A 16,690-nucleotide genomic window follows, 5' to 3' on the forward strand; every position below is an offset into this window, starting at 1 on the left:
TTGAGCTAATCGCTCCAATCGCAATGGACGAAGGTCTACGTTTCGCAATCCGCGAAGGTGGCCGTACAGTTGGTGCTGGTGTTGTAGCTAAAATCTTTGCATAATCGCATTTAGATTTTTGTACACTCTTCATTAGAAGAGCATGCATCTGAAAAAAAGGGAAGCTTCGGCTTCCCTTTTTGTATTTTAGTTATAAGGAAAACTGAACACTATTTAGCAGTGGACTATAAATACTATTAATAGATACAGATGTTTAAAGGCTAAAACGTATTCTCAACTACCCTCATACGGCTTCCAATCAAATATCATGTTATTCACGTATAACGAAATGTTCTAAATTTAATGTTAAATAGGACTGGTAATAAGAATGATTACTTTTTATATTTATGATTGAATAAGTTTTTGGAAATATGCATGTTTGTTTGTTTGTGTCATGGAGTGTCGGATAAAACCATTCGAAGACTCGTTGTCGAAGAAGGTATTACTGATATAAGAGGGATAAAAAAATGTACAGCACTAGGCAGTCAATGCGGCAAGTGTGTACGACCAGCTAAAGATATTATCAACGAATTCTCAAAAGACCTGTTCAAACAGGCAAGTTAGTCGCTAAAACTTAAAACTAACTTTTTGACAGTTCTCGGATTGGTTCTACAGTTAGAAGAGCCAAAGAGGAGGGCTGTGCTATGAAAGGTGATCCAATCATTATTCAACATCTCAACAAAATCCTAGGTAATGAACTTGTTGCCATCAACCAATATTTTCTACACGCAAGAATGTACAAAGACTGGGGGTTAAAACATCTCGCAGATAAAGAGTACCATGAGTCTATTGATGAAATGAAACATGCCGATCATTTGATAGAGCGTATACTTTTTCTTGAAGGGTTACCAAATCTACAAGATTTGGGAAAACTTAATATTGGTGAAGATACCAAGGAAATGCTAGAAAGTGATCTTGATGTTGAGATGAAAGCAATTCCAGATCTAAAAAATGCAATTGCTTATGCTGAAGATACGCATGACTATGTGTCCCGTGATCTATTCCAAAATATTCTTGAAGATGAAGAAGAACATGTCGATTGGTTGGAAACACAACTCGGGCTAATAAAATTAACAGGCATTGAAAATTATCTGCAAGCGCAATATGTTGATGAGGATGATGCATAAAATCAAAATCGGTTCTTAGTGGGACTATGAGCCGATTCATTTCTCATAAGAAAACTATTCAGTTGTAATGCTCTCGATTAAATTTAAAACACTACTTGCAACTGATTGTGTGATCTGTATAATGCATCGCACTGGCTAACGCTGGTTGTGAACCAATAAGCGATGAGGAGCAGGCGAAGCCTGGTAATGTATACTCAGCTTATGTTCGCGGTTAATATAAATAGTTGGTCCCTTTTTAGAGATCACTTCAAAAGTTAACTGACAATGCGTCCTAATTTTGGATGCTACGGTTTCACATAAATCAATCGGCATTCTCTCGTCTTTTCGAGCTTGAGTGGCGATATTGTTTGTGTAATTAATTATTATTGGAGCTCTGTCTCATGCAGAACCAACGTATTCGTATCCGCCTTAAAGCTTTCGATTACAAGCTAATCGATGCTTCAACTGCGGAAATCGTTGAAACAGCAAAACGTACCGGCGCACAGGTTCGTGGTCCTATTCCACTACCTACTCGTAAAGAGCGTTTCACTGTTCTTACCTCTCCACACGTCAACAAAGATGCACGTGACCAGTACGAAATTCGTACTCACAAGCGTTTGATCGACATCGTTGAGCCAACAGACAAAACTGTTGATGCTCTAATGCGTCTTGATCTTGCTGCTGGCGTTGATGTTCAAATCAGCCTAGGTTAAGGGAGATAAGAATAATGATTGGTCTAGTCGGACGTAAAGTGGGTATGACCCGCGTATTTACTGAAGAAGGCGTTTCTATCCCAGTAACTGTTGTTGAGGTTGAAGCGAACCGTATTTCTCAAGTTAAAACTCTTGAGACAGACGGCTACGCAGCAATCCAAGTAACTACTGGTGCTAAGAAAGCTAACCGTGTAACTAAGCCTGAAGCTGGTCACTTTGCGAAAGCAGGTGTTGAAGCAGGCCGCGGTCTTTGGGAATTCCGTTTAGAAAACGGTGAAGAGTTTGAAGTTGGCGCTGAGCTAAACGTAGAACTTTTCAATGAAATTAAAAAAGTAGACGTTACTGGTACATCTAAAGGTAAAGGCTTCCAAGGCGCGATTAAGCGTTGGAACTTCTCTACTCAAGATATGACTCACGGTAACTCTTTGTCTCACCGTGCACCGGGTTCAATTGGCCAATGTCAAACTCCAGGTCGCGTGTTTAAAGGCAAGAAAATGGCAGGTCACATGGGTGCTGAGCGTGTAACGACTCAAAATCTAGAGATCGTACGTGTTGACGCTGAGCGCAATCTGCTTCTTATTAAAGGTGCAGTACCAGGCTCAACAGGCGGAAACGTGATCGTAAAACCTGCTGTTAAAGCATAACGTCTAGGAGTAAGTAATGGAATTGATGGTTAAAGGTGCTGATGCACTAACTGTTTCCGAGACTACTTTCGGACGTGACTTTAACGAAGCTCTAGTACATCAAGTGGTTGTTGCATATGCAGCAGGTGCTCGTCAAGGTACTCGTGCTCAAAAGACTCGTTCTGAAGTATCAGGCGGCGGTGCTAAGCCATGGCGCCAAAAAGGTACTGGCCGTGCACGTGCTGGTACAATTCGTAGCCCAATCTGGCGTACAGGTGGTGTTACTTTTGCTGCGAAACCACAAGATCACAGCCAAAAAGTAAACAAAAAAATGTACCGCGGTGCTATGAAGAGCATTCTGTCTGAGCTAGTTCGTCAAGAGCGTTTAATCGTTGTTGATAATTTCTCTGTAGAAGCACCAAAAACAAAAGAATTAGTAGCTAAACTTAATGAACTTGAGTTAAGCGACGTTCTGATTGTAACTGGCGAAGTAGATGAGAATCTATTCTTAGCTGCTCGTAACCTATATAAAGTTGACGCACGTGATGTTGCTGGTATTGATCCAGTATCTCTAATTGCATTCAACAAGGTTCTAATGACTGCTGACGCAGTTAAGCAAGTTGAGGAGATGCTGGCATGATCACTGAAGAGCGTCTACTAAAAGTTCTACGTGCTCCACACATCTCTGAAAAAGCAACTATGGCAGCTGAGAAAGCGAACACTATCGTTTTCAAAGTAGCTAAAGATGCAACTAAGAAAGAGATCAAAGCAGCTGTAGAAAAGCTATTCGAAGTTGAAGTTAAATCTGTAAATACTCTTGTTCTTAAGGGTAAGACTAAGCGTCAAGGTATGCGTGAAGGCCGTCGTTCAGACGTTAAGAAAGCCTACGTTACTTTGAAAGAAGGTCAAGATCTTGACTTCGCTGGCGGTGCGGAATAACAGGAGTAGTTAAAAATGGCTATTGTTAAATGTAAGCCGACTTCCCCTGGTCGTCGTCACGTCGTTAAAGTTGTTAACGCTGACCTACACAAGGGTAAGCCATACGCTCCACTTTTAGAGAAAAACTCTAAAAATGGTGGTCGTAACAACAACGGTCGTATTACAGTACGTCACATTGGTGGTGGTCACAAGCACCATTACCGTGTAGTTGACTTTAAACGTACTAAAGATGGTATCCCAGCGAAAGTTGAGCGTCTAGAATACGATCCAAACCGTAGTGCTAACATCGCTCTAGTTCTGTACGCAGACGGTGAGCGTCGTTACATCATTGCACCAAAAGGTGTTCAAGCCGGTGACCAGATCCAATCTGGTGTAGATGCAGCAATCAAAGCAGGTAACACTCTGCCGATGCGCAACATCCCAGTAGGTTCTACTGTACACTGTGTTGAACTTAAACCTGGTAAAGGTGCTCAACTAGCTCGTTCGGCTGGTGCTTATGTTCAAATCATCGCTCGCGATGGTGCATACGTAACTATCCGTCTACGTTCTGGTGAGATGCGCAAAGTACTTTCTGAAGGTCGTGCAACGATCGGTGAAGTTGGTAACTCTGAGCATATGCTACGTGAACTTGGTAAAGCTGGTGCTTCACGCTGGCGCGGCGTACGTCCAACCGTACGTGGTGTAGTAATGAACCCGGTGGATCACCCACATGGTGGTGGTGAAGGCCGCACATCTGGTGGTCGTCACCCAGTATCTCCTTGGGGCGTTCCTACTAAGGGCTTCAAGACTCGTAAGAACAAGCGCACTGACAAGTACATCGTACGTCGTCGCACTAAATAATTTATAAAGAGGAATCGCCATGCCACGTTCTCTCAAGAAAGGTCCTTTTATTGACCTACACTTGCTGAAGAAGGTAGAGAAAGCGGTGGAAAGCGGAGACAAAAAGCCTATTAAGACTTGGTCCCGTCGCTCAATGATCATCCCAACAATGATTGGTTTGACCATCGCTGTCCATAATGGTCGTCAGCACGTTCCAGTTTTCGTTACCGAAGAAATGATTGGTCACAAACTGGGCGAATTTGCACCAACTCGTACTTATCGCGGTCATGCTGCAGATAAGAAAGCTAAGAAGAAATAAGGAGTAGATGATGGAAGCTTTAGCTAAACATAACTTTGCTCGTATTTCTCCACAGAAAGCTCGCTTAGTTGCAGACCAAATTCGCGGTAAGTCGGTAGACCAGGCTCTAGAAATTCTAACTTTCAGCAACAAAAAAGCTGCTGTATTAGTTAAGAAAGTTCTTGAGTCAGCTATCGCTAACGCGGAACATAACGAAGGTGCAGATATCGACGATCTAAATGTCGCTAAAATCTTCGTAGATGAGGGCCCTATCATGAAGCGTATTATGCCTCGTGCTAAAGGTCGTGCGGATCGTATCTTGAAGCGTTCAAGCCACATCACTATTGTTGTAGCAGATCGCTAAAGACTAGGAGAGTAAGCAATGGGTCAGAAAGTACATCCTAATGGTATTCGTCTTGGCATCGTCAAGCCTTGGAATGCTACATGGTTTGCTAATACCAACGAATTCGCTGACAACCTAGACGGCGACTTCAAGGTACGTCAGTTCCTTACAAAGGAACTACAAAAAGCATCATTATCTCGTATCGTTATTGAGCGTCCAGCTAAGAGCATTCGTGTGACTATTCACACTGCTCGTCCTGGCGTTGTTATCGGTAAGAAAGGTGAAGACGTAGAGAAGCTACGCGCAGCTGTAGCTAAAATCGCAGGTGTACCAGCGCAAATTAATATCGCTGAAGTACGTAAGCCTGAGCTAGATGGTCAGCTTGTAGCTGATAGCATCGCGTCTCAACTAGAGCGTCGTGTTATGTTCCGTCGTGCAATGAAACGTGCGGTACAAAATGCTATGCGTCTAGGCGCTAAAGGCATCAAAGTACAAGTAGGTGGTCGTCTAGGCGGCGCTGAAATCGCACGTTCAGAGTGGTACCGTGAAGGCCGTGTGCCTCTACACACTCTACGTGCAGACATTGATTACGCAACTTCTTCGGCTCACACTCAATACGGTGTGATCGGCATTAAAGTTTGGATCTTCAAAGGTGAGATTCTAGGCGGTATGCCAGCTGCTAACGCAGTAGAGCCTAAAGGCGATAAGCCTAAGAAGCAGCGTAAAGGCCGTAAGTAAGGAGTCGAACGATGCTACAACCAAAACGTACTAAGTTCCGCAAGGTTATGACTGGTCGTAACCGTGGTCTAGCTAAAGGTACTGAAGTAAGCTTCGGCGAATTCGGTCTTAAAGCTGTTGGCCGTGGTCGCCTGACTGCACGTCAAATCGAAGCGGCACGTCGTGCTATGACACGTCACATTAAACGTCAAGGTCAAATCTGGATCCGTGTGTTCCCAGACAAACCTATTACTGAAAAGCCTCTTGAAGTTCGTCAAGGTAAAGGTAAAGGTTCAGTTGCGTACTGGGTTGCTCAAATCCAACCTGGCAAGGTTATGTACGAAATGAATGGCGTACCTGAAGAGTTGGCACGTGAAGCGTTCCGCCTAGCGGCGCGTAAACTGCCTGTTAAAACTACTTTTGTAACTAAGCAGGTGATGTGATGAAAGCACAAGATCTACGCGAGAAAAACGTTGAAGAGCTTAATGCTGAGCTATTGAATTTGCTACGTGAACAGTTCAACTTGCGTATGCAAGCTGCTACTGGTCAACTTCAGCAGACTCATACTCTTAAAGCTGTACGCCGTGATATCGCACGTGTGAAAACTGTTTTGACTGAAAAGGCAGGCGCATAATGAGCGAGACTAACCGCATCCAGCAAGGCCGTGTAGTAAGTGACAAGATGGATAAGTCTATCGTTGTTGCTATTGAACGTACTGTAAAACATCCAATTTACGGTAAATTCATCAAACGCACGACCAAAGTACACGCACACGACGAAGACAACATTTGTGGCCTAGGCGACAAAGTTGAAATCGCTGAGTGTCGTCCTCTGTCTAAGACTAAGTCTTGGACATTGGTTAAAGTTATAGCAAAAGCGAAGATTTAATCATCGTAAACCTATGACTTATAAGCGGCTCCAGAGTTTTTTTGGAGCCGCTTGTTTTTTGTCTACCCAATTGAAAAAAAGGGTGGTACAATTCGCGTCCCTTTTAAAGAGGCAGCCCGACCCGAGAGGGTCTAGTTTTAACATATAGCGGAGCACTAACAATGATCCAAATGCAAAGTACACTTGACGCTGCAGATAACTCTGGTGCGCGCAAGGTAATGTGTATTAAGGTCCTGGGTGGCTCTCACCGCCGTTATGCACATATCGGTGACATCATCAAGGTTACAGTGAAAGAAGCAATTCCTCGCGGTAAAGTAAAAAAAGGTGATGTTCTGAAGGCGGTAGTAGTGCGCACCCGTAAAGGCGTTCGTCGCCCAGACGGTTCTGTCATTCGCTTCGACAGTAATGCTTGTGTATTGTTAAATGACACTACTGAGCAACCAGTCGGCACACGTATCTTTGGTCCTGTGACTCGTGAACTTCGTAATGCGAAATTCATGAAGATTGTGTCACTAGCACCTGAAGTTCTGTAAGGAGCGGCAACATGGCAGCTAAAATCCGTCGTAACGACGAAGTAATCATTCTTGCTGGTAAAGATAAAGGCAAGAAAGGTAAAGTAACTAAGGTTCTGACAACTGGTAAAGTTATCGTTGAAGGCATCAACCTTGTTAAAAAACACCAAAAGCCGGTTCCGGCTCTAGGTCAACAAGGCGGCATCGTTGAACAAGAAGCAGCAATTGATGCTTCTAACGTTGCAGTTTTCAACGCGGCTACTGGTAAAGCAGACCGCATCGGTTTCCGTATTGAAGATGGTAAGAAAGTTCGTTTCTTTAAATCTAACGGCGAAATCGTTTCTAACTAATTAGAAGTAATTTGGAGTTCTACTATGGCGAAACTGCATGATTACTACAAGTCGTCTGTAGTCGCTGAGCTTACCAAAGAGTTCAGCTACACAAGCGTCATGCAAGTCCCTAGGATTGATAAAATCACCCTAAACATGGGCGTTGGTGAAGCAATCAACGATAAGAAACTGCTAGAAAACGCAGCATCTGATATGGCAACGATCTCTGGTCAGAAGCCACTTATCACGAAAGCTCGTAAATCTGTAGCTGGTTTCAAAATTCGTGAAGGCTACCCAATTGGTTGTAAAGTAACCTTGCGTGGTGAGCGCATGTGGGAATTTTTAGAGCGTTTAATCTCTATTGCTCTTCCACGTGTACGAGATTTCCGTGGTGTTAGCGCTAAGTCTTTTGACGGTCGCGGTAACTACAGCATGGGCGTTCGCGAGCAAATCATCTTTCCGGAAATCGACTACGATAAAGTCGATCGTATCCGCGGTCTTGATATTACTATCACGACAACCGCTGGTTCCGATGAGGAAGGCCGAGCTCTGCTGGCTGCCTTTAACTTCCCATTCCGTAAATAGGGTGTAGGGTTACTGTTATGGCTAAACAATCAATGAAAGCACGTGAAGCTAAACGTGCGAAACTAGTAGCAAAATTCGCTGAAAAGCGTTCTGCGCTAAAAGTTATCATTAGCGATGTTAACGCATCAGAAGAAGATCGTTGGAATGCGGTTCTTAAACTGCAATCTCTTCCACGTGATTCAAGTGCATCACGTCAGCGCAACCGTTGCAACCAAACTGGTCGTCCACACGGTTTCCTACGTAAATTCGGTCTAAGCCGTATTAAGGTTCGCGAAGCTTGCATGAAAGGCGAGATTCCGGGTCTTCGTAAGGCTAGCTGGTAATTGCCACTTAATCATTTGGAGTATATCTTATGAGCATGCAAGATCCGATTTCGGATATGCTGACCCGAGTTCGTAACGGTCAGGCAGCAAACAAAGTTGCTGTAAAAATGCCTTCTTCAAAGCTTAAAGTTGCAATTGCTGCATTACTTAAAGCTGAAGGTTACATCGTAGACTTCGCTGTTAACAGCGAAGCAAAACCTGAGCTAGAAGTTACTCTTAAGTACTTCCAAGCAAAACCTGTAATCGAGCAAATCAAACGTGTATCACGTCCAGGTCTTCGAGTTTATAAAAATAAAGACTCGCTACCGACTGTGATGGGTGGTCTTGGTATTGCTGTTGTTTCAACTTCCAAGGGTCTGATGTCTGACCGTGCTGCTCGCAAGGCAGGTCTTGGCGGTGAAATCATCTGTTACGTAGCTTAATAAGGAGTAGATTATGTCTCGTGTTGCTAAAGCACCTGTCGCTATTCCAGCTGGCGTAGAGGTGAAACTAAACGGCCAAGAAATCACTGTAAAAGGTGACAAAGGTGAGCTAACTCGCGTTTTAAACAACGCAGTAGTGATTGCACAGGAAGAAAACAACCTAACTTTCGGTCCACGCGAAGGTGTTGCTAACGCTTGGGCACAAGCAGGTACTGCTCGTGCACTAGTAAACAACATGGTTGTTGGTGTTACTCAGGGCTTTACTAAGAAGCTAACTCTTAAAGGTGTAGGTTACCGTGCTGCTATGAAAGGCAACGCTGTAGGCCTTACTCTTGGCTTCTCACATCCAGTAGAGCACGCTCTACCTGAAGGTATTAAAGCTGAGTGCCCTAGCCAAACTGAGATCATTATTACTGGTTGCGATAAGCAATTAGTTGGTCAAGTTGCGGCTGACATTCGTTCTTACCGTGAACCTGAGCCTTATAAAGGCAAAGGCGTTCGTTACGCAGATGAAAATGTGCGTACTAAAGAAGCTAAGAAGAAGTAAGGTAACACTATGGATAAGAAAGCATCTCGCATCCGTCGTGCTACACGCGCACGTCGTAAGATTGCAGAACTTGGTGCAACTCGCTTGGTAGTACATCGTACTCCACGCCATGTTTACGCTCAAGTTATCGCATCTAATGGCTCTGAGGTTATCGCCGCAGCTTCTACTGTAGAAAAAGCGATCCGTGAGCAAGTGAAGAGTACTGGTAACATCGATGCAGCTGCAGCAGTTGGTAAAGCTGTTGCAGAGCGCGCTCTTGAAAAAGGCGTAGCTTCAGTTGCATTTGATCGTTCTGGTTTCCAATACCACGGTCGAGTAGCGGCGCTAGCAGATTCTGCTCGCGAAGCTGGTCTGAAATTCTAAGGTAGGGTTGGAAGATGGCTAAAGAACAACAACAAGCTAATGATTTGCAAGAAAAGCTAATCGCTGTTAACCGTGTATCTAAGACGGTTAAAGGTGGTCGAATCATGAGCTTTACTGCACTAACAGTAGTTGGTGACGGTAATGGTCGCGTAGGTTTCGGTTACGGCAAAGCTCGTGAAGTACCTGCTGCGATTCAAAAAGCAATGGAAAAAGCGCGCCGTAACATGGTTACAGTTGCACTTAACGAAGGCACACTTCACCACCCGGTGAAAGGTCGTCATTCGGGCTCTAAAGTTTACATGCAGCCAGCTGCAGAAGGTACAGGTGTTATCGCCGGTGGCGCAATGCGTGCTGTACTTGAAGTTGCAGGCGTACATAACGTACTTTCTAAAGCATACGGTTCAACGAACCCTATCAACGTTGTTCGCGCAACGATTGGTGCTCTAGCAGACGTTAAGTCACCAGAAATGGTTGCTGCTAAACGTGGTCTAACTGTTGAATCTATTTCGGAGTAAGAACACGATGGCAACTATTAAAGTAACTCAAACTAAAAGCTCAATTGGTCGCCTACCTAAGCACAAAGCGTGTCTTAAAGGTTTAGGTCTTCGTCGCATCAACCATACAGTAGAACTTGAAGATACTCCGTGCGTACGCGGTATGATCAACAAGGTTTACTACATGGTTAAGATTGAGGAGTAATCAGAAATGCGTTTGAATACTCTATCACCGGCTGCTGGCTCTAAACCTTCTAAGAAGCGTGTAGGTCGTGGTATCGGTTCAGGCCTTGGCAAAACTGCTGGCCGTGGTCATAAAGGCCAAAAGTCACGTTCTGGCGGCTCTGTTCGTCCAGGTTTTGAAGGCGGTCAAATGCCTCTAAAACAACGTCTACCTAAATTCGGTTTCACTTCTCGTAAGAGCCTAGTGTCTGCTGAAGTTCGTCTAGCTGAGCTAGCGAAAGTAACAGGTGACGTAGTTGATCTTAACAGCCTTAAAGCTGCTAACGTTATCACTAAGAACATTGAATTTGTAAAAATCGTTCTTTCTGGTGACCTTAGTAAAGCTGTGACTGTTAAAGGTCTACGCGTGTCTAAAGGCGCTAAAGCTGCAATCGAAGCTGCAGGCGGCAAAATCGAGGAATAATCTCGAGGAACGAGGTACAGATGGCTAAGAAACCAGGACAAGATTTTCGTAGTGCTCAGAGCGGCTTAAGTGAACTAAAGTCGCGCTTATTATTCGTAATTGGTGCACTTTTAGTATTCCGAGCCGGCTCTTTTGTGCCGATCCCTGGTATTGACGCGGCTGTACTTGCCGATTTGTTCGAACAGCAAAAAGGTACCATCGTAGAAATGTTTAACATGTTCTCCGGTGGTGCTCTTGAGCGTGCATCTATATTAGCATTGGGCATTATGCCGTATATTTCGGCATCTATTGTTGTCCAATTGCTAACTGTAGTTCATCCAGCGTTAGCGGAACTCAAGAAAGAGGGTGAAGCAGGCCGTCGTAAGATAAGCCAATATACACGCTACGGCACGCTTGTACTTGCAACATTCCAAGCTATTGGTATTGCAACTGGCTTACCAAACATGGTCGATAATCTGGTTGTTATCAACCAAACCATGTTTACGCTAATTGCTACCGTGAGTTTAGTAACTGGTACCATGTTTTTAATGTGGTTAGGTGAACAAATCACTGAGCGAGGAATCGGTAATGGTATTTCCATTCTGATTTTTGCAGGTATTGTTGCTGGTTTGCCTTCAGCAATCGGTCAAACAATCGAGCAAGCGCGTCAAGGTGAATTGCACGTACTTCTTCTACTGTTTATTGCGGTATTATCTTTCGCTGTAATCTACTTCGTAGTTTTCATGGAGCGTGGTCAACGTCGTATCGTCGTTAACTATGCAAAGCGTCAACAAGGTCGTAAGGTTTTTGCAGCACAAAGTTCACACTTGCCTCTTAAAATTAATATGGCAGGCGTAATACCAGCAATTTTTGCATCTAGTATTATTTTGTTCCCAGGAACATTAGCACAGTGGTTTGGTCAAAATGGTGAGAGCAGCGCATTCGGTTGGTTAACTGATGTGTCTTTGGCTCTTAGCCCAGGTCAACCTTTGTATGTAATGCTTTATGCTGCAGCAATTATTTTCTTCTGTTTCTTTTATACAGCGTTGGTATTTAACCCACGTGAAACAGCAGATAATTTGAAGAAGTCTGGTGCATTCGTACCCGGTATCCGCCCAGGTGAGCAGACAGCGAAATATATCGATAAAGTGATGACTAGATTAACCCTTGCAGGTGCTCTATACATTACTTTTATATGTCTGATTCCTGAATTCATGATGGTCGCGTGGAACGTTCGTTTCTACTTCGGCGGCACTTCACTACTAATCGTAGTTGTAGTTATCATGGATTTCATGGCACAGGTACAGACTCATCTGATGTCACAACAGTATGATTCTGTGTTAAAGAAAGCGAATTTGAAAGGCTACGGTCGTTAATCGACTGTAACATTTCAATTCCATTTACGGAGTTTAGCAATGAAAGTTCGTGCTTCCGTTAAAAAAATCTGCCGTAACTGTAAAGTTATCAAGCGTAACGGTGTCGTTCGCGTGATTTGCAGTGAGCCAAAGCATAAGCAACGCCAAGGCTAATTAGCAGAAATTTTTACTTGAAATACAAGGTAGAGTCGAGTATATTTCTCGGCCTACCTTTTGCGTGCAAAAGAAGTAGTATGCCGCAGCGTATCCATAACGGGCTTTGCTGCGGATAATTCTTTTATGAACCCCTTAGGAGTGAATAATGGCCCGTATAGCCGGCATTAACATTCCTGATCATAAGCATTCTGTAATTGCATTAACTGCAATCTACGGTATTGGTAAAACTCGCTCTCAAGCTATTCTAGCTGAAGTGGGTATTGCTGAAGATGCTAAGATCAGTGAACTAACTGAAGAGCAGATCGATCAACTGCGTGATGGTGTAGCTAAATACACTGTAGAAGGTGATCTACGTCGTGAAGTATCGATGAACATCAAGCGTCTTATGGACCTTGGCTGTTACCGCGGTCTTCGTCATCGTCGCAGTCTACCACTACGTGGACAGCGTACTAAAACCAACGCTCGCACCCGTAAGGGTCCGCGCAAGCCGATCAAGAAATAGTCGGATAAGGTAGAGTACAATGGCAAAACAACCAACTCGCGCGCGTAAGCGCGTACGCAAGCAAGTAGCTGATGGCGTAGCGCACATCCATGCTTCTTTCAACAACACAATCGTAACTATCACTGACCGTCAAGGCAATGCTCTTGCATGGGCTACAGCAGGTGGTTCAGGTTTCCGTGGTTCTCGTAAATCTACTCCGTTCGCAGCACAAGTTGCAGCTGAGCGTTGTGGTGAAATGGCTAAAGAATATGGCCTAAAGAACTTGGAAGTTATGGTTAAGGGTCCAGGTCCAGGTCGCGAATCTACTGTTCGTGCTCTGAATGCTGCTGGTTTCCGTATCACTAACATTGTTGATGCGACACCAATCCCTCATAACGGTTGTCGTCCACCTAAGAAACGTCGCGTTTAAGTTTCGTTTCTAGGAATATTGGAGAAAGATCATGGCAAGATATTTGGGCCCTAAGCTTAAGCTTAGCCGTCGCGAAGGTACTGACTTATTTCTTAAGTCTGGTGTCCGTGCGATCGAGACCAAGTGTAAAATTGATAACGCACCAGGTGTACACGGCGCTCGTCGCGGTCGTCTATCTGAGTATGGCGTTCAGCTTCGCGAGAAGCAAAAAGTTCGTCGTATCTACGGCGTTCTAGAAAAGCAATTCCGTAACTACTACAAAGAAGCTGCACGTCTTAAAGGCAACACAGGTGCAAACCTACTTCAGCTTCTTGAAGGTCGTCTTGATAACGTAGTTTACCGTATGGGCTTTGGTGCAACTCGCGCTGAATCTCGTCAACTAGTTAGCCACAAGTCTATTCTAGTTAACGGTAAAGTTGTAAACGTTCCTTCTTTCAAAGTAGCGGCAAATGACGTTGTTTCTATTCGCGAGAAAGCTAAACAGCAATCTCGTATTAAAGCTGCTCTAGAAGTTGCTGAACAACGTGAAAAGCCAACTTGGATTGAAGTAGATGCTGGCAAAATGGAAGGTACATTCAAGCGTATGCCTGAACGTTCTGATCTATCAGCTGACATCAATGAACACTTGATCGTCGAACTTTACTCTAAGTAAGGTTAAAAAAAGAGAGGACACAATGCAGGGTTCTGTAACAGAATTTCTTAAGCCGCGTCTTGTTGACATTGAACAGATCAATACGACACACGCGAAAGTAACTCTTGAGCCATTAGAGCGCGGTTTCGGCCACACTCTAGGTAATGCTCTTCGCCGCATTCTTCTATCTTCTATGCCGGGTTGTGCCGTAACAGAAGTTGAAATTGAAGGTGTGCTACACGAATACAGTACAAAAGAAGGCGTTCAGGAAGATATCCTAGAAATCCTTTTAAACCTTAAAGGTTTAGCTGTACGCGTTGCTGAAGGCAAAGATGAAGTGTTTATTACACTGAATAAATCAGGCTCAGGCCCTGTTGTTGCAGGTGACATCACCCACGATGGTGATGTAGAGATCGCTAACCCTGAGCACGTTATTTGTCACCTAACGGATGACAACGCTGAGATCGCTATGCGTATCAAAGTTGAACGTGGTCGTGGTTACGTTCCAGCTTCAGCTCGTATCCATACTGAAGAAGATGAGCGCCCAATCGGTCGTCTACTAGTTGACGCTACTTACAGCCCAGTCGATAAAATCGCCTATGCTGTAGAAGCTGCACGTGTAGAACAACGTACAGATTTGGATAAGCTTGTTATCGATATGGAAACGAACGGTACTCTTGAACCTGAGGAAGCAATCCGTCGTGCAGCTACTATTTTAGCTGAACAATTGGATGCGTTCGTAGATCTTCGTGATGTACGTGTACCTGAGGAGAAGGAAGAGAAGCCAGAATTCGATCCTATCCTACTGCGTCCTGTAGACGATCTTGAACTAACAGTTCGCTCTGCTAACTGTTTGAAAGCAGAAGCGATTCACTACATCGGTGATCTTGTACAGCGCACTGAGGTTGAGCTACTTAAAACGCCAAACCTTGGTAAGAAATCTCTTACAGAGATTAAAGATGTGCTTGCTTCACGTGGTCTTTCTCTAGGCATGCGTCTAGAAAATTGGCCACCAGCGTCAATCGCTGAAGATTAATCGAAAAGTTAGAAGGATTAGGTCATGCGCCATCGTAAAAGTGGTCGTCAACTCAACCGCAACAGCAGTCATCGCAAAGCGATGTTCAGCAACATGGCTAGCTCTCTTGTTCGTCACGAAGTTATTAAAACTACCGTGCCTAAAGCAAAAGAACTACGTCGCGTAATTGAGCCATTGATTACCCTAGCTAAGACAGACAGTGTTGCTAACCGTCGTCTTGCATTTGCACGCACTCGTGATAACGAAGTTGTTGCAAAACTATTTAATGAACTAGGCCCGCGTTTCGCGGCTCGCCAAGGTGGTTACACTCGCATTCTAAAATGTGGTTTCCGTACTGGTGATAAAGCTCCAATGGCTTACATTGAGCTTGTAGACCGCCCAGCTGCTGAAGAAGCTGCTGAGTAATCTATACTAGATTCTTAATACAAAAAGCCGAGCATTAGCTCGGCTTTTTTGCGTTTGTAATAACTGAATTTATTTTCTGATAATAATAATTTGAGTTATTTATCGTTACCTGCGATTTAATTTTTTCTTAAATTGATTCTTTAATCAGTTCTGTAGCTTTTGATTCGTATAGAAATGCTAAAAAAAAGAGCACTTGTAGTGCCCTTTAGTTTTTATTATTTACTCTAAGCTACTTATTTCCAGATAGAGCCTAAAGAGCTAAGCAGTGAGCTACTTGCACCTTGTGTTTGTAACACTTGAAGGATGATTGGTGCGAAAGTAGTAACAAGAGATGGATCCATACCTAAGCTACTAAATGCACTTTCAACTGCTCCTTTTGATTGAAGCAAAGATGTTAAACCTGAGCTTTCTAGTGTTGAAGCGCCTGGAATCAGTGAAGATAATTCTTGAGAGTCTGATGTGCTTAGGGAATTTTGAGCTAAGGCAAGAAGAGAACCTACACCGCCTAATGCCTGCTCTCCAGTAACTGAAGTTTCTTTTGCTAATGTATCTGCGAGTGATGAACTTTCATTTTGCTGAGCCCACATATCGACAGCAGCCATTAATGCTGTTTGGCTTAGTTGAGAGTAATCAATACCTGATGTAACTGATGGAGTTGATGAGTCAGTAGTGCTTGCACATGAGGTAACTGCTAAGCTACATAATGCAGTGATAAGTACTTTCTTCATTATTCGTCCTTAAGTAATAAAGTAATTAAACATCATTACTATAAACGAAAAACGGCGATGTTGTCACATCACCGTTGCATTATTTTAACTTTATTTGCTTGCAGCAGTCTGTTTTAATTACAGAATTGCTAGTAGCTCAACTTCAAATACTAGAGCAGCAAATGGTGGGATTGCAGCACCTGCGCCACGCTCACCGTATGCTAGATCTTGTGGAATGTATAGTTTCCACTTAGAACCTACAGGCATTAGTTGAAGAGCTTCAACCCAACCTTGAATTACGCCAGTCACTGGGAATTCTGCTGGCTGACCGCGAGATACTGAACTATCAAAAACAGTACCGTCTGTTAGTTCGCCGTGGTAGTGAACACGTACTTGCTTGTCAGATGTTGGAACTTCACCAGTACCTTCAGTTAGTACTTCGTATTGAAGACCAGACTCAAGAACTGTTATTTCTGAACGTAGAGCGTTGTCAGTAAGGAAAGCTTCACCGTCAGCTGCTGCAACTTTAGCTAGCTCTTGACGAGCTGCTTCACCGCGAGTGTGAAGTTCTTGTAGTGCATTGTTGATCTCGTCAATCTCGATAGCTGGCATGTCGCCAGTTAGAGCTGTTGCGATACCAGCTGCGATAGCGTCAACGTTTAAGCCTTCAAGACCAGAACCTGCTAGTTGTTGACCCATTTGTAGGCCGATGCCGTAGCTTGCTTTTTGCTCTACAGTTTCAAATTTTACTTCAGACATGAATGTCACTCTTTTATCAGTACT

General features: G+C 43.9%; 32 protein-coding genes and 1 pseudogene. 31 read left to right on the plus strand and 2 right to left on the minus strand.

Features of this window, described 5'->3' with window-relative positions; translation table 11 throughout:
* The 31 genes and pseudogenes from F0226_RS09585 to rplQ all read left to right on the plus strand — a co-directional run.
* Positions 1-104, plus strand: a pseudogene (locus tag F0226_RS09585) (elongation factor Tu); the annotation flags it as partial.
* 310 nt (positions 105-414) lie between these two features.
* A complete protein-coding gene (locus F0226_RS09590) occupies positions 415-603 on the plus strand; it encodes a (2Fe-2S)-binding protein (RefSeq protein ID WP_171735442.1) in 189 nt (62 codons plus the stop codon).
* A gap of 80 nt (positions 604-683) precedes the next feature.
* Positions 684-1,166 carry a bacterioferritin gene (gene bfr, locus F0226_RS09595; protein WP_171735443.1) on the plus strand — a complete coding sequence of 161 codons (483 nt, stop codon included), beginning with the start codon at positions 684-686 and terminating at the stop codon, positions 1,164-1,166.
* A gap of 380 nt (positions 1,167-1,546) precedes the next feature.
* On the plus strand, positions 1,547-1,858 hold the full coding sequence (gene rpsJ / locus F0226_RS09600) for a 30S ribosomal protein S10 (RefSeq protein WP_004736761.1): 312 nt from the start codon (positions 1,547-1,549) through the stop codon (positions 1,856-1,858).
* A gap of 14 nt (positions 1,859-1,872) precedes the next feature.
* Positions 1,873-2,502 carry a 50S ribosomal protein L3 gene (gene rplC / locus F0226_RS09605; RefSeq protein WP_004736763.1) on the plus strand — a complete coding sequence of 210 codons (630 nt, stop codon included), beginning with the start codon at positions 1,873-1,875 and terminating at the stop codon, positions 2,500-2,502.
* 16 nt (positions 2,503-2,518) lie between these two features.
* Positions 2,519-3,121, plus strand: coding sequence for a 50S ribosomal protein L4 (gene rplD, locus F0226_RS09610; RefSeq protein WP_171735444.1), 603 nt, complete (start codon positions 2,519-2,521; stop codon positions 3,119-3,121).
* Entirely contained in the window at positions 3,118-3,420 is a 303-nt protein-coding gene (rplW, locus tag F0226_RS09615; RefSeq protein WP_137375130.1) for a 50S ribosomal protein L23, read from the plus strand. Before rplD ends, rplW begins: the two co-directional genes overlap by 4 nt.
* A 15-nt stretch (positions 3,421-3,435) precedes the next feature.
* Positions 3,436-4,260, plus strand: a complete 825-nt coding sequence (gene rplB, locus F0226_RS09620) for a 50S ribosomal protein L2 (RefSeq protein WP_171735445.1) — start codon at positions 3,436-3,438, stop codon at positions 4,258-4,260.
* Between the two features lie 19 nt (positions 4,261-4,279).
* Entirely contained in the window at positions 4,280-4,558 is a 279-nt protein-coding gene (rpsS, locus tag F0226_RS09625) for a 30S ribosomal protein S19 (protein WP_004736729.1), read from the plus strand.
* A 10-nt stretch (positions 4,559-4,568) separates the two neighbouring features.
* Positions 4,569-4,901, plus strand: coding sequence for a 50S ribosomal protein L22 (gene rplV / locus F0226_RS09630; RefSeq protein ID WP_004736732.1), 333 nt, complete (start codon positions 4,569-4,571; stop codon positions 4,899-4,901).
* Between the two features lie 18 nt (positions 4,902-4,919).
* Positions 4,920-5,618, plus strand: a complete 699-nt coding sequence (rpsC, locus tag F0226_RS09635) for a 30S ribosomal protein S3 (RefSeq protein ID WP_004736734.1) — start codon at positions 4,920-4,922, stop codon at positions 5,616-5,618.
* A gap of 11 nt (positions 5,619-5,629) precedes the next feature.
* Entirely contained in the window at positions 5,630-6,040 is a 411-nt protein-coding gene (gene rplP, locus F0226_RS09640) for a 50S ribosomal protein L16 (protein WP_004736736.1), read from the plus strand.
* Entirely contained in the window at positions 6,040-6,231 is a 192-nt protein-coding gene (gene rpmC, locus F0226_RS09645) for a 50S ribosomal protein L29 (protein ID WP_004736737.1), read from the plus strand. The genes rplP and rpmC overlap by 1 nt, the downstream gene beginning before the upstream one ends.
* A complete protein-coding gene (rpsQ, locus tag F0226_RS09650) occupies positions 6,231-6,485 on the plus strand; it encodes a 30S ribosomal protein S17 (protein ID WP_137375132.1) in 255 nt (84 codons plus the stop codon). The genes rpmC and rpsQ overlap by 1 nt, the downstream gene beginning before the upstream one ends.
* Before the next feature lie 161 nt (positions 6,486-6,646).
* Positions 6,647-7,018, plus strand: coding sequence for a 50S ribosomal protein L14 (gene rplN, locus F0226_RS09655; RefSeq protein WP_004738793.1), 372 nt, complete (start codon positions 6,647-6,649; stop codon positions 7,016-7,018).
* An 11-nt stretch (positions 7,019-7,029) separates the two neighbouring features.
* Complete coding sequence (rplX, locus tag F0226_RS09660) at positions 7,030-7,347, plus strand: 50S ribosomal protein L24 (protein WP_137375133.1); 318 nt, start codon at positions 7,030-7,032, stop codon at positions 7,345-7,347.
* 24 nt (positions 7,348-7,371) lie between these two features.
* Positions 7,372-7,911, plus strand: a complete 540-nt coding sequence (rplE, locus tag F0226_RS09665) for a 50S ribosomal protein L5 (RefSeq protein WP_137375134.1) — start codon at positions 7,372-7,374, stop codon at positions 7,909-7,911.
* Between the two features lie 17 nt (positions 7,912-7,928).
* Entirely contained in the window at positions 7,929-8,234 is a 306-nt protein-coding gene (gene rpsN, locus F0226_RS09670; protein WP_171735446.1) for a 30S ribosomal protein S14, read from the plus strand.
* Positions 8,235-8,263: 29 nt separating this feature from the next.
* The gene (gene rpsH / locus F0226_RS09675) at positions 8,264-8,656 is read left to right on the plus strand and encodes a 30S ribosomal protein S8 (protein ID WP_017061309.1); all 393 of its coding nucleotides are present in this window, start codon (positions 8,264-8,266) and stop codon (positions 8,654-8,656) included.
* A 13-nt stretch (positions 8,657-8,669) separates the two neighbouring features.
* Complete coding sequence (gene rplF / locus F0226_RS09680; RefSeq protein ID WP_171735447.1) at positions 8,670-9,203, plus strand: 50S ribosomal protein L6; 534 nt, start codon at positions 8,670-8,672, stop codon at positions 9,201-9,203.
* 9 nt (positions 9,204-9,212) lie between these two features.
* On the plus strand, positions 9,213-9,566 hold the full coding sequence (rplR, locus tag F0226_RS09685; RefSeq protein WP_137375136.1) for a 50S ribosomal protein L18: 354 nt from the start codon (positions 9,213-9,215) through the stop codon (positions 9,564-9,566).
* A gap of 14 nt (positions 9,567-9,580) precedes the next feature.
* Entirely contained in the window at positions 9,581-10,081 is a 501-nt protein-coding gene (gene rpsE / locus F0226_RS09690; RefSeq protein ID WP_137375137.1) for a 30S ribosomal protein S5, read from the plus strand.
* A gap of 7 nt (positions 10,082-10,088) precedes the next feature.
* The gene (gene rpmD / locus F0226_RS09695) at positions 10,089-10,265 is read left to right on the plus strand and encodes a 50S ribosomal protein L30 (protein WP_004736756.1); all 177 of its coding nucleotides are present in this window, start codon (positions 10,089-10,091) and stop codon (positions 10,263-10,265) included.
* Between the two features lie 6 nt (positions 10,266-10,271).
* On the plus strand, positions 10,272-10,706 hold the full coding sequence (gene rplO, locus F0226_RS09700) for a 50S ribosomal protein L15 (protein WP_137375139.1): 435 nt from the start codon (positions 10,272-10,274) through the stop codon (positions 10,704-10,706).
* A gap of 20 nt (positions 10,707-10,726) precedes the next feature.
* Complete coding sequence (gene secY, locus F0226_RS09705) at positions 10,727-12,061, plus strand: preprotein translocase subunit SecY (protein WP_137375140.1); 1,335 nt, start codon at positions 10,727-10,729, stop codon at positions 12,059-12,061.
* Positions 12,062-12,100: 39 nt separating this feature from the next.
* On the plus strand, positions 12,101-12,214 hold the full coding sequence (gene rpmJ / locus F0226_RS09710; RefSeq protein ID WP_000868186.1) for a 50S ribosomal protein L36: 114 nt from the start codon (positions 12,101-12,103) through the stop codon (positions 12,212-12,214).
* 148 nt (positions 12,215-12,362) lie between these two features.
* Positions 12,363-12,719: a 30S ribosomal protein S13 gene (gene rpsM / locus F0226_RS09715; RefSeq protein WP_004738779.1), complete on the plus strand. Its 357-nt coding sequence runs from the start codon at positions 12,363-12,365 to the stop codon at positions 12,717-12,719.
* Positions 12,720-12,738: 19 nt separating this feature from the next.
* Complete coding sequence (rpsK, locus tag F0226_RS09720) at positions 12,739-13,128, plus strand: 30S ribosomal protein S11 (RefSeq protein WP_004738778.1); 390 nt, start codon at positions 12,739-12,741, stop codon at positions 13,126-13,128.
* Between the two features lie 31 nt (positions 13,129-13,159).
* Positions 13,160-13,780 carry a 30S ribosomal protein S4 gene (gene rpsD, locus F0226_RS09725; protein ID WP_137375141.1) on the plus strand — a complete coding sequence of 207 codons (621 nt, stop codon included), beginning with the start codon at positions 13,160-13,162 and terminating at the stop codon, positions 13,778-13,780.
* Between the two features lie 22 nt (positions 13,781-13,802).
* Positions 13,803-14,795 carry a DNA-directed RNA polymerase subunit alpha gene (gene rpoA, locus F0226_RS09730; RefSeq protein WP_004729813.1) on the plus strand — a complete coding sequence of 331 codons (993 nt, stop codon included), beginning with the start codon at positions 13,803-13,805 and terminating at the stop codon, positions 14,793-14,795.
* Positions 14,796-14,819: 24 nt separating this feature from the next.
* A complete protein-coding gene (gene rplQ, locus F0226_RS09735; protein WP_004729812.1) occupies positions 14,820-15,200 on the plus strand; it encodes a 50S ribosomal protein L17 in 381 nt (126 codons plus the stop codon).
* Between the two features lie 233 nt (positions 15,201-15,433).
* On the opposite strand, the gene F0226_RS09740 is transcribed toward rplQ, so the two are convergent.
* Together F0226_RS09740 and F0226_RS09745 are read right to left on the minus strand one after the other, a co-directional pair.
* Positions 15,434-15,928, minus strand: a complete 495-nt coding sequence (locus tag F0226_RS09740) for a DUF2780 domain-containing protein (RefSeq protein ID WP_171735448.1) — start codon at positions 15,926-15,928, stop codon at positions 15,434-15,436.
* Positions 15,929-16,045: 117 nt separating this feature from the next.
* A complete protein-coding gene (locus tag F0226_RS09745; protein ID WP_171735449.1) occupies positions 16,046-16,666 on the minus strand; it encodes an FKBP-type peptidyl-prolyl cis-trans isomerase in 621 nt (206 codons plus the stop codon).
* Between the last annotated feature and the right edge of the window lie 24 nt (positions 16,667-16,690).

Origin of the sequence: Vibrio sp. 99-70-13A1, from assembly GCF_013114625.1 — a bacterium.
GTDB lineage: Bacteria > Pseudomonadota > Gammaproteobacteria > Enterobacterales > Vibrionaceae > Vibrio.